Origin of the sequence: Arthrobacter sp. R4 (assembly GCF_051365025.1) — a bacterium.
In the GTDB taxonomy this organism is placed as follows: Bacteria; Actinomycetota; Actinomycetes; order Actinomycetales; family Micrococcaceae; genus Arthrobacter.
Window position 1 is genome coordinate 172,876 of sequence record NZ_JBLWIJ010000002.1, and the last position, 12,675, is coordinate 185,550.

General features: G+C 61.6%; 4 protein-coding genes. All 4 read left to right on the forward strand.

The window, feature by feature from the left end:
- Positions 1–586: 586 nt before the first annotated feature.
- The 4 genes from ACLKOZ_RS01445 to ACLKOZ_RS01460 all read left to right on the forward strand — a co-directional run bounded on the left by ACLKOZ_RS01445 (position 587) and on the right by ACLKOZ_RS01460 (position 12,615).
- The gene (locus ACLKOZ_RS01445; protein ID WP_436472469.1) at positions 587–3,658 is read left to right on the forward strand and encodes a DUF3427 domain-containing protein; all 3,072 of its coding nucleotides are present in this window, start codon (positions 587–589) and stop codon (positions 3,656–3,658) included.
- A gap of 65 nt (positions 3,659–3,723) precedes the next feature.
- The gene (locus tag ACLKOZ_RS01450) at positions 3,724–4,140 is read left to right on the forward strand and encodes a hypothetical protein (protein WP_436472356.1); all 417 of its coding nucleotides are present in this window, start codon (positions 3,724–3,726) and stop codon (positions 4,138–4,140) included.
- Between the two features lie 430 nt (positions 4,141–4,570).
- On the forward strand, positions 4,571–9,757 hold the full coding sequence (locus ACLKOZ_RS01455) for a DEAD/DEAH box helicase (protein WP_436472357.1): 5,187 nt from the start codon (positions 4,571–4,573) through the stop codon (positions 9,755–9,757).
- Positions 9,754–12,615, forward strand: a complete 2,862-nt coding sequence (locus ACLKOZ_RS01460; RefSeq protein WP_436472358.1) for a helicase-related protein — start codon at positions 9,754–9,756, stop codon at positions 12,613–12,615. The genes ACLKOZ_RS01455 and ACLKOZ_RS01460 overlap by 4 nt, the downstream gene beginning before the upstream one ends.
- The last annotated feature ends 60 nt before the right edge of the window (positions 12,616–12,675 follow it).

The window sequence follows — 12,675 nt, forward strand, 5'->3', positions numbered from 1 at the left end:
TCAGACGGCGGTTGATCTCTAGTTTCGAAGTCTTGACGGGTCCAGCGCCATTCGAGTCCAAACACGTGCGAGCTTCACGATCGCTTTCTTCCGAAGTAACTTTGGGGACGTGAATGGGTCTGGGCTGTCCCAACCGGTGCCGTCATCAACTGCATGCGGTCCGAAACTGACCATCGCCAGGAGCCCGTCCACGGTTTCGGGCATGTGCCGACTGTAAGCGTCAGTTGCGTCCTTCTCACTCGTTGCGGTCTGGGACGCCCGGAGGAGTTTCAACTCCTCTGATGCTGAGTCAAGGCGCCGAGCCAACTCTTCGAGAAGCTCTTCGTTGGAAAAGTCTGCAACTGGGACGTCGCGGCTTTGCACTTCATGATCGTTTCCGTCTGTTTTCCGATTCATTCGGTCACAATATCGAGAACGGGCGTAAACAAGAATTCTGAATATTTGATGGCCGAACACTGCCAATGAGTTGGTTCCTGTCCCTCCCGCCAAATAGCCTGGCGTAGTGACTAATTCCATTGGGGGAGTGGCGGCCGAGCAGCTGCCCGAGGGCTTGTACGAACTTCTCAACACGGAAGCACTCGGCAAAATGCTCAACAGCGAGGCAGAACTGCGGCCAGTCTTCGCAGAGATTGAAGACGAAGACTCCCCTGATATCCTCTCCCGCCACGTGGCCGACGCCGTCCGGCGAGTACTAGCCGCAGCCAAGCCCAACGAACGCGTAGCTCTCGCGAACAAGCTCCTCCAGGAACTGAACACCACAGACCGCGTCGCAGACGGCCCCACCCAACTCCAGTCCCTCCACCGCCCGGACGCACTCAAGCGCCGACAACTCCGCCGTCCCACCACCAAGCTCAGTGACTCAGCGCTGCTGACGAACAGCAAGGACGAGCCGAACCTTGCCGCGGAGCTGCGGGCCGAGATCGAGTCCGCCGACACCGTCGACCTGCTCTGCGCCTTCGTCCGCTGGACGGGGCTCCGTCTGCTGGAGCCTGCCCTGGAGCGGCTCCAGGAGCGGGGAGCCAGGCTGAGGGTCCTCACCACTACGTACATGGGCGCAACGGAACGCCGCGCCATCGACGAGCTAGTTACTCGCTACGGCGCCGAGGTGAAAATCAACTATGAAACTCAGGCCACTCGCCTTCATGCCAAGGCCTGGCTGTTCCGCCGCAACTCCGGCTTCGACACCGCCTACGTCGGCAGCTCCAACCTGAGCCAGGCTGCGCTGCTGGATGGCCTGGAATGGAACGTCAGGCTCAGTTCCGTCGGCACCCCCGCGCTGCTGCAAAAGTTCGAGGTCACCTTCGATAGCTACTGGGAGCAACGCGCCTTCCAAAGCTACGATCCGGAACGCGACGGCGAGAAGCTCGATGCTGCCCTGGAGCGAAACGGCGGCCGGCGCACCGCAGCGCCGGACGCAGCCACCGGGCTCGAAGTCCAGCCGTACCTCCACCAGGAGGAGATGCTTGAAGAGCTGGAAGCCGAGCGGCTCAAAGGCTTCAACCACAACCTCCTGGTCGCCGCCACGGGCACCGGCAAGACAGTCATCGCAGCCCTGGACTATAAGCGGCTCTGCGAAGCGGCTGGCAGCGATCTGAAGCTGCTCTTCGTTGCCCACCGGCAGGAAATCCTGAAGCAAGCCATGCGCACCTACCGGGATGTCATGCAGGACGGCGCCTTCGGCGAACTCTACGTGGGGGACCACAAGCCGAGGGAGTGGAAGCATATCTTCGCTTCCGTCCAGTCGTTGTCATCGCTCGGCATCGAACAGCTGGAGCCGGACTTTTTCGACGTCGTCGTCATCGATGAATTCCACCATGCCATGGCACCCACGTACCGGCGCCTGCTGGATTATCTCCAGCCACAGCAACTTCTCGGACTGACTGCGACGCCGGAACGTGGCGACGGCGTCGACGTCGCCAAGCAGTTCTTCGATGGCCGCACCGCCAGCGAACTGCGGCTTTGGGATGCGCTGGATGCTGACCTGCTGGTGCCGTTCCACTACTTTGGTGTGTCTGACGACGTTGACCTGAGCCAGTTGGAATGGAAGCGCGGCAACTACGACGCCGCGCAGCTCAGCAATCTGTACACCGGCAACGACGCCCGCGCCGCCAAGGTGATCCGCGAACTCCGTGGCAAGGTCACCAGCACGGACCAGATGCGGGCCATTGGCTTCTGCGTGTCGGTCCAGCACGCCCACTACATGGCCGAGGTGTTCAACCGCGCCGGCATAGCGTCCGTTGCCGTCGACGGCAGCACCAATGACGCGGACAGGGCAGCCGCGCTGGGACGCCTCCGACGACGGGAAATCAACTGTATCTTCGCCGTCGACCTCTTCAATGAAGGGCTGGACCTGCCGCAGGTGGACACCATCCTGCTGCTGCGGCCCACGCAGAGTGCCACCATTTTCCTCCAACAGCTGGGGCGGGGGCTGCGCCGTGCCGAGGGCAAAGCGGTGCTGACGGTCATGGACTTCATCGGCCAGCAACGGCGGGAGTTCCGCTTTGATCTGCGCTACCGGGCGCTGACCGGGTACGGGCGCAAGGAGCTGGAGAAGGCTGTCGAGGACGAGTTCCCCTACTTGCCGTCCGGCTCGCAGATCGTGCTTGACCGTGTGGCGCAGCAGGTGGTTCTGGACAACATTAAGGCCCAACTGCGGTTCAACCGGGCGCAGTTGGTCCGGGACATCGCATCGTACGCGGAGACCGAGCTGGAGGCCTACCTCGTGCAGTCCGGGAACGATGTGAAGGCGATCTACCGGTCGACGAGGGATTCGTGGACCGGGTATCTTCGGCAAGCTGGGCTCATTGAAGGGTTATCTCCCTTGGAGACGGTGCTTCGCGGGAAGATCGAGGACGTGACGGACGCCGAGGAGAAGAAGTTACTGGGCCGGATGGCTGCGCTGATTCACGTGGATGATTCGGAACGCGCCGAGGCGTATTCGATGCTGGTCGGCCCCGATGCGCCCCGCTATGCGGAGCTTGGAATGAGGGAGCAAACGTTCGCCCGGATGCTGTTCTACACGCTGTGGGATGACGGTGGTGGTTTCCAGACGTACGACGACGGACTGGACTATCTGCGCGGCTACCAGTTTGTGTGCAGCGAGATCCGCCAGATCGTGAAGCTTGGGGTGGCCGCCTCCAAGCACGCTGCCAAAGGCCTCGGAGCGGGGCTGCAGCACGTTCCATTGCTTTCGCACGCAACCTACCGGCGTGAAGAGATCTTGGCCGCCCTGCAGTTCGGGTCGCTGGAGCTCGGAAAGAATGTACAGCACCGGGAGGGCGTGGCCTGGTGCCCGGCGACCTCCACCGACGCCTTCTTTGTGACGCTGAACAAGGATGACAAGAAGCATTCAGCAACCACGATGTACAAGGACTACGCCATCAGCCCGGAACTGTTCCATTGGGAGTCACAGAATGCAACGTCGCCGGGGAGCCCGACGGGGAAGCGGTACCTGGACCGGGCTTCGCACGGTTCAAAGGTTTTGGTGTTCACCAGAGACACCGCTGACGACGAGACGGGCTTGACAGTTCCCTACACGTGCCTGGGGCAGGTGGACTACGTCCAGCATGCGGGAGAGAAACCGATTGCTATCACGTGGAAGCTGCACCGGCCGATGCCAGCGGACGTTTACGCGACAGCGGCGGCGGTGGCACAGTAGTGCCCACCGGAGCATGGGTCGCCGGGGCGTCGCTGAACCGCCGCAGTCCGTGAGGAGGAGTTTGGGTGAACGCATGGATTGATCAGGCAATATTGGTCCTGACAGATTTCCGCGCCAAGGTAAACCGCACGGATCTGCGCGGGCTGGCTGGATTCGCATCCTTCCCGGATGGGTCATGCCAATGGAGTTCCTATGTCGTGGCCAAAATGCTTCGCGACTGTGGTCAAGACGGCTGGTTGGGTGTCAGCGGCACAGGGGGCCCGCGAGACACGAGCGAGGAGACACATTTTTGGTTGCAGCGCGATGGCTGCACGCTTGACCCAACAGCAGATCAGTTTGCGGATCGATTCAGCATCCCGTTTGTGCGGATCGGCCCGCACCCGATGGCAAAACTATATGAGTACATCCAAGTGGTGAGCGTCGACGACATCCGAGAGCGACCGGCGATATGGACGGCCTACGAGAGAATTGTGTCTGCTTGACGCAGTTCGCTCGTTCGAGTTGATGAGGGGGCCCTCACTGAGGAAGCCCCGGATTTCTAACAACAGATTACGGGCCGTACGGACCCTCTTGGCCGTATTGTTCGTGCTTGCGGGTAGTCATGGCGTCAAAGTAGAGGCAAGGTGCGCTCTTCATTGGTGAAGTGAACCTCGCGGATCCGGCAAGTTGCGGGCCAGCATTCGGTGTGGGGCAGGCCTGCCATTTGGCTTCTTTCGGTTTGGCGTAGGGTACTGAGGCTCCAGCTGTACCCCAACGTTCCGCACCGCGGAACTTTCCATGCAGGACATTCGTCGAATCGGCCCTTGGCGCCGTCGCGGTGTCACTACAATATGGATCGTGACCCTCTGCGCCGCGTGATACGAAAGCGCCAGCTACTGGGTCCCATTAGTCTTGCACTTAGGGGGAGTACGCGTGGATGCGTTCGGTATTCGTGACCGGTTGATCGAGGGCTATCGGTCGTTCACAGAGGGCTTTGTAGATATCAAGGATGAGCGCATCCGGAGCGAGGTTGAGAAGCTTGGTGATCAAGGCCGCCAGTGGCCGGATCCCTGGTTATCGCTAAACCCTTCATTCAAGTCCGGCGGAAGCGTCGATGAGCTGGTGTCTCGTGGGATTTTGCACAGCAAATGCAGCGAGATTTTCCGCCCGAAGAAGGATCTGTCGGACAGGGGTTCGACGTCAATCACCCTCCACAAGCACCAAGCGGACGCAGTGGAAATCGCAGCGAAACGACAGTCCTACGTCCTGACCACAGGCACCGGGTCCGGCAAGTCACTCGCCTACATCGTCCCGATCGTGGACCGTGTTCTCCGCGAGGGCAGTGGCAAAGGCATAAAGGCAATCATCGTTTACCCGATGAATGCCCTCGCCAACAGCCAGATGGAGGAGCTGTCCAAGTTTCTGGAGAACGGCTTTGACGGCCAGTCGCCGGTGACTTTCGCGAGGTACACCGGTCAGGAGAAGGGCGAGGCGCGTGAAGCCATTCTCAAGAACCCCCCGGACATCCTCCTCACAAACTACGTCATGCTGGAGTACGTGCTCACCCGTCCGGAGGAACGCCAGTCGCTTATCCGGGCAGCCTCCGGTTTGCAGTTTCTCGTCCTCGATGAGCTGCACACCTACCGGGGCCGTCAGGGCGCCGATGTCGCCCTTTTGGTTCGACGTCTCCGCGATGCCTGCCACGCCCAGTCCACCCTCCAATGTGTTGGCACATCAGCAACGATGTCCAGCGGCGGAACGGTGGCGGAGCAGCAGAAGGACGTCGCCGAGGTCGCCTCTCGCATATTCGGCGCCTCGATCAGTTCGGAGCAGGTGATCACAGAGACCCTGGTCCGCGCCACAACGTCAAGGGATCAGTCACCCGAAGATCTCCGAGCTGGCGTGCAGGAGCGCGGAGACGCAGAGTTCAGCAGTGCGACCCTCAGCGGCGGCTACGCGTCCATGCAATCGGACCCGCTCGCCTCCTGGATCGAGGACACCTTCGGCCTAACTACCGAGCAAGCCTCAGGCCGGCTAATCCGCAGCGCGCCAAAAACTGTTACGGGTGCGGCTGAAACTTTGGCTGAGCTCACAGGCGAAGAACCTCGCAGATGTGCAACGGCCATCCGCGCCACGCTCCTTGCCGGTTCCAAGGCTAAGTCCGCTACGGGCCGGCCGCTGTTTGCCTTTCGGTTGCATCAGTTCATTTCCAAGGGTGGATCGGTTTACACCACTGCTGAATCCGAAGAGACCCGCCTGATCGAGACTGACTTCCAGGTCAGCACCGGTGCTGACGAGAAGCGCCTCTACCCCTTGGCCTTCTGCCGCGAATGCGGGCAGGAATACTTGATGGCTCGGCTCGTCGAAGCAAGTGGGGGATCGCGGTTCATCGCCCGCCACGACCTGAAATTCCAAGACGACGGGGGCGTGGACGATGGCAAGGACGGTTACCTTTTCATTTCCACCGATCAGGAGTGGCCGGAAAATGCAGTTGGAGCAGGTCGGCTGCCAGCGTCTTGGCTGACAAACGCTCTGTCAGGTCACCCTGTCGTGGAATCGAAACGGAAGCGGCTTCCTCTCCGCTACAGGATCGAGCCGGGAGGGGACGCAGCACGCGATAACGATCAGACAGCCTCCAGCGGACAGCTGGCCGCTTGGATCCCCGGCAGCCTCGGCTTCTGCCTCAATTGCCAGGTGACGTATGAATCAGCGCGCAGCGGCGAATTCTCCAAGGTGGTGACATTGGACCAGGAGGGCCGGAGCAGCGCCATGACCGTTATCGCCACCAAACTCGTGCAGCTGCTCAAATCGGACGCAGGACAGGACCTCAGCAAAGAGGCCAAGAAGCTCCTCACGTTTGTTGACAACAGGCAGGACGCGTCGCTGCAGGCCGGTCACCTAAACGATTTCGTTCAGGTGGCGCAGCTGCGCTCCGCGCTTTACCGCGCCGTCGCTGCTGCGGGTGAAGAAGGCATCGAAGCCGGGGACCTTGGATCTGCCATCGTGAATACGCTCAGTCTGAATTGGTCAGACTATGCACAAATCGAGGAACCCCTCGACCCCAAACCGACCATCCGTGCCTTGAACGACGTCGTCACTTACCGTGCACTTCGGGACTTGCAGCGGGGCTGGCGCATCACCCTTCCTAACCTCGAACAAACCGGTTTGCTGCTGGTCGACTACCCACACGCGAAGCTTCTTGCAGAAAAAGAGAATCGCTGGGAGAAAGCCCACTACGTTCTCCGTGATGCGGAACCGGGCAAGAGGGAAGAAATCATTGGCGTCCTGCTCGACGAGTTCAGACGGGTCCTGGCCATCGACGCCGAAGAGCTGACAGTTGACTCCCTTAACAAGGTCAAAGGCCGCAGCCGTGAATACCTCACCGGCATTTGGGCGCTCCCTGAACGCGAGCCAGACCCCAACGTCGGCTTGGTGTCCACGGAGACCAAGAAGGGCGCCAGCTTCCGGAACCTCCTGCCGGTAACTGCCCACGGGACGTTCGGCCGCTGGCTCGCGCGTACCGCCGCGCCAGCGAATGCGCTGACTCAGAAGCTCTCCATGGCCGAGGTCAACGAGGTCATCGCTTCCCTCTTCGAGACGCTGCTCGCGGCTGGACTCATTACTGAAGTACATGAAGGCAGGCTCTCCGGATATCGCATCAAACTTTCCGCCATGGTCCTGCGAAAGGGCGACGGAGAGTTCGGAGCCCCGGATCTGCTAAGGCGCAGCTACCACCCCGACCAGAAACCACGCGTTATCAAGTTCTTCAAGGACCTCTACCTGGAAACGGGCGTGGAGCTCGCTGGGCTGCGCGCCGCCGAACACACCGCCCAGGTGAGGCCCGAAGACCGTGAGGCCCGCGAGCAAGCGTTCAGGAAGGCTGAGCTGCCTTTGCTGTTCTGCTCGCCAACCATGGAACTCGGCGTCGACATCGCTGATCTCAACGCCGTCGCCATGAGGAACGTGCCGCCGACTCCCGCCAATTACGCACAGCGCAGCGGCCGTGCCGGTCGATCGGGACAGCCGGCCTTGGTTCTCACGTACTGCGCTACGGGCAGCGCACATGACAGCTACTACTTTGAACGCTCCAACCTGATGGTGTCCGGCCAGGTTCAGCCGCCGCGGCTGGACTTCGCCAACGAGGATCTCATTCGCTCTCACGTCCATGCCGTCTGGCTGGCAGAGGCCTTGGCGGCAACCAGCAACGGTCTTGGCAAATCCCTCAGCGGCCTGCTCAAGCTTGAGGACAAGAGCTACCCGATCCAACCGCAGATCCTGTCGTATTTGAAGGACGCGAGCGCCGCCGAGCGTGCCAAGGCATCCGCGGCCTCCCTTCTGAGTGCCATCCAGGACGAACTCAAGGACACCACCTGGTGGACTGAGAATTGGGCGGACACCGTAGTCGACAACGCGCTCGATTCCCTCGACGAAGCCTGCGACCGATGGCGTCAGCTCTATCGCAGCGCGCTCGGAGAACAGGACCTGGCCCACAAGGCGAGCCAGGACCACTCCGTCACCTCAAAGCAACGCGAAGATGCCGTCAACCGCCACCGGGAAGCCAGCCAGCGACTGGAGATCCTACTGAATGACAGCGATTCCCGCGGGCAGTCTGATTTCTACACACTGCGCTATCTCGCCTCTGAGGGATTCCTGCCCGGCTACTCGTTCCCGCGCCTTCCCCTGGCAGCGTTCATCCCAGGCATCCGCAAAGGCCGCGACAACAACAGCACCTGGCTCCAGCGCTCGCGGTTCCTGGCAATTAGCGAATTCGGTCCCGATGCGTTGATCTATCACGAGGGTGCCCGCTACCAAGTCAAGCGAGTGAGCCTCCCGCGCGACTCCGAGGGAGCAGGCGGAGGGGATGTCGTCCTCACAGAGGCCCGGGTCTGCGAGGCCTGTGGCTACCTACATGCCCGAAAGGCAGGAGTAGATGTCTGCGAGCTCTGCGACACTCCTCTCGGGGGCAGCTGGTCCAACCTGATGCAGCTTCAGTCGGTCATCACCCGGAGGCGTGAGCGGATCAGCGCCGATGAGGAGGAACGGAACCGGCAGGGATTCGAGCTGGTGACCACCTATCGTTTCGCCAGCCATGGCAAGAAGCCCGGGCGCTCAGACGCAGGGATGTACGACGGCGATGAGCTGCTTGGCGATGTCCGCTACGGGGACGGCGCAACGGTTCGGGTGACGAACCTCGGGCGCCGCAACCGCGCGAACCCCGATAAGCACGGCTTCTGGCTCGACCTGATCACGGGCGAATGGTTGTCCGAGAAACGGGCCACCGAAGACACTTCGGAGTCTCCTGACTCAGAAGACATGACCGTCGAGCAGTCCAAGAAGAAGCAAATGGTGACACCCTTCGTCGAAGACCGGCGGAACATCGCCGTAATCCGGTGGGCTGAAGAGCTCACAGATGAAGCGGCCACGTCCATGCAGTACGCGATCGAACGCGGCATTGAAGCAGTATTCCAGCTGGAGGATTCCGAGCTGGCCAGTGAACGGCTGAACGACGCGGACGATCGCGGCAGACTGCTATTCGTGGAGGCAGCCGAAGGAGGCGCAGGCGTCCTCAGACGGCTCCAGAGCGAGCCAGAGGCCATGGCAAAGGTCGCGGCCAAGGCGCTGGAGATACTCCATGTCGGTCCCATATCGGGGGAAGAGATGGAGAACGCCTGCGTTCGGGGCTGCTACCGCTGTCTGCTGTCATACGGCAACCAGCGCTCCCACGAATCCATCGACCGCCGGCTGGTCATCGATCTTCTGCAAAGACTGGCAAGATCACAGACTGCGGCGGCGACCACCAAGGCCCAAACGCCCGCCTCCGCGGCTCCCCAAGGGGCAGCGGTCAGCCAGCGTGCGCAAAGCATCCTGGACTATCTGGCGGCTCAAGGGCTCAATCTCCCCGACGGGATTGGGCAGGAGATCGAGGGACAGGTGGTCGATTTTGCCTACAGCACCAATTTGTCGCAACCCACTGTTGTCATTGTGGAGGACGAGTCACGGCCTCCTGTAAATGAAATGATGCTGACGTACGGAAACTGGAATGTTCTGACGGTTCGTGCCGATGCTGCGATAGACGTGTTCGTCAAGGATCACGCAACTGTATTTGGAGTGGTTAAGTGAGTATTTCAACGGCCGAATCGAGCTTTGCCATAGGTTCACTGGTGTCCGCGCGCGGACGTGAATGGGTGGTCCTTCCGGAAAGTGATGCAGACTTTCTGGTTCTGCGCCCGATCGGCGGCACGGACGATGACATCGCCGGAGTGATCCCGTCCCTCGAAGACGTGAAGCCAGCGTCGTTCGGCCTACCATCGGCAACGGACCTGGGCGACGACCGAAGCGCCCGGCTTCTTCGCGATGCCTTGCGCATCGGATTCCGCTCCAGCGGCGGCCCCTTCCGCTCCCTGGCGGGACTAAACGTGTCACCGCGCCCCTATCAGCTGGTGCCCCTGCTGTTGGCGCTCCGCCAGGACGTGGTGCGGCTGTTGATCGCCGACGACGTCGGAATCGGAAAGACCGTGGAAGCCGGCTTAGTGGCCGCAGAACTCTTGGCCCAAGGCGAAGCCAGCGGACTGACGGTTCTGTGCCCGCCCAGCTTGGCTGAACAGTGGCGGCAGGAGCTGTCGCAAAAGTTCGGGATTGAAGCCGAGCTTGTTCTCCCCGGCACGGCCAAGAAACTGCAGCGCGCAGCAGGCTACGACCAGTCCATCTTCGAGCACTTCAAACACACCATCGTCTCCACAGACTTCATCAAGTCAGAGTCCAAACGTCACGACTTCCTGCGCACCGCGCCGGATCTGATCATTGTCGATGAGGCCCATGGCGTGACCGCCGATGACTCCGGTAAGGGCGGCTCGGGTCGGACCCAACGCTACGAGCTGGTCCGTGGCTTGGCCGACAACCCGGACAGGCACCTGGTCCTGGTTACAGCCACTCCCCACAGCGGGAACGACGCTGCCTTCAGGAATCTCATTGGACTGTTGGACAGCAGCTTGAAGACAACCGACCTCTCCGGCGAAGCGGGTCGCAGGAAGCTAGCGGACCATATGGTTCAGCGCCGGCGGGTGGACATCCGCACCTACCTGCAGTCTGACACCAAGTTCCCCAAGGACCGTGAAACGGTGGAGGTTCCCTACAAGCTGTCACCTGAGCACCGGGCCTTCTTCGATGCCGTCCTGAACTACGTACGGGGCCGCGTTCAGGACAAAACCGGAACGAAACTCGAACAGCGCATCCGCTGGTGGTCAGCATTGTCCCTGCTGCGTTCCATGGCATCCTCGCCTGCCGCAGCCGCGGCCACCCTGAACACGCGTGCGGTTGCAGACGAGTCCGAGTCCGATGCAGCCGCCGAAAAGCGTGGCATGACCGTCGTCATGGACCAGGTAGAAGACGACGGCGGCGAGGCCATCGACGTCGTACCCGGGTCCCGGCCCGAAGGGCTGGAGGAAAGCTCCGGCGAGAAGCGCCAACTCAACGGGTTTCTTCGGACTGCCCGGGAACTGTCAACGAATCCTGCGAGCGATGCCAAGCTCCAGTTGCTCCTCGGCAGGATTCGGAAGCTTATCAATGAGGGCTATCAGCCCATCGTCTTCTGCCGCTTCATACCCACCGCCCACTACGTTGCCGAGTTCCTCCGGGAGTCACTCAAGAAGAAGTACGACGTCGAAGTGGTCACCGGCGAGCTCCCCGCCGAGGAACGAGCGGCGCGGATCGCAAACCAGGCCGAGCGCGCTGGAGAGCTGCCGAAGATTCTCGTGGCCACAGACTGCCTGTCCGAAGGCGTGAACCTTCAGGACGGGTTCCAGGCCGTGATTCACTACGACTTGGCGTGGAACCCCACCCGCCACGAGCAGCGTGAAGGCCGGGTGGACCGATTCGGGCAGATTGCCGACAAGGTCCGTGCGCTGACCATCTACGGTGATGACAACGGCATCGACGGGATCGTGCTGGACGTTCTCTTGCGCAAGCACGAAAGTATCCGCCGCGACCTGGGGATCAGTGTTCCAGTTCCGCCTAAGAGTGACCAAGTACTGTCCGCCCTTCTGGAGGGCATCCTGATGCGCGGTCAGAACGGCGACCAGCTGGAGCTCTTCAGCATGACCCCTGAGGCGGAGCAGCTGGAGGCGGACTGGCGCAGCAGCGCACAGGAAGAGAACATCAGCCGCTCTCGCTTCGCCCAGAATGCAATCCACCCTGAACAGGTGCAGGCGGTCGTCGACGCTGCCCGCCGCAGCCTGGGAGACCCCGGCGACGTCGCCGCCTTTATCCGGGCTGCCTTGGAAGAAACAGGCGCGCACGTCGAGGACACGGCGGACGGTCTCAGGGCTGAGCTGCTTGCCGCGGTTCCGGGTATCCGTAACGCACTGGGCGCCAGGTCGGAGGCGAAATTCGTCAGGGACTTCCCGGCGCCCCGGAACTCGTCAGTTCTGGTGCGAACCGATCCGGCTGTCGCCAATGTCGCGCAATATGTGTTGAACTCCGCCCTTGACGAGCAACTCGGCGGCAAGGAACGGCCCGCCCGCCGTTGCGGTTTCATCAAAACGCACGACGTCGACAAGCTCACCGTGGCGCTGCTGGTGCGTTTCCGCACCAAGCTGATCCTGCCGGCCCGGCTGGGCGACCGCACTGACATGGCCGAGGAAGCCCGCGTCCTGGCCTTCACTGGCCCACCCAACAACCCTTCCTGGCTCAACGAGGCTGACGTGGACCAGCTCCTGCTGTCCAAGGCATCAGCGAACGCCGGCGACGTCAGCAGCATGATGTCCAACATCCTCGGCACCCTTCCGCTGCTGACTGACATATTGAACGCGAAGGCGCAGGCGGTAGCCGAAGAAATCCGGGACGCCCACCGCGAAGTCCGCATCGTCGCCCGAGGCGACCGCGCTGGACAACTCGGCATCAGAGGCCTGAGTGTCGAAGCCAATCTTCCCGTGGACATTCTGGGCGTGTATGTTTACAGCCCGGCTGGAGGCAACAAATGAGTACGGCGTTTCAAGCGATCTCCGTTGTCGGCGGCGTCGTTCCGCCGTCGCTGCTGGGCC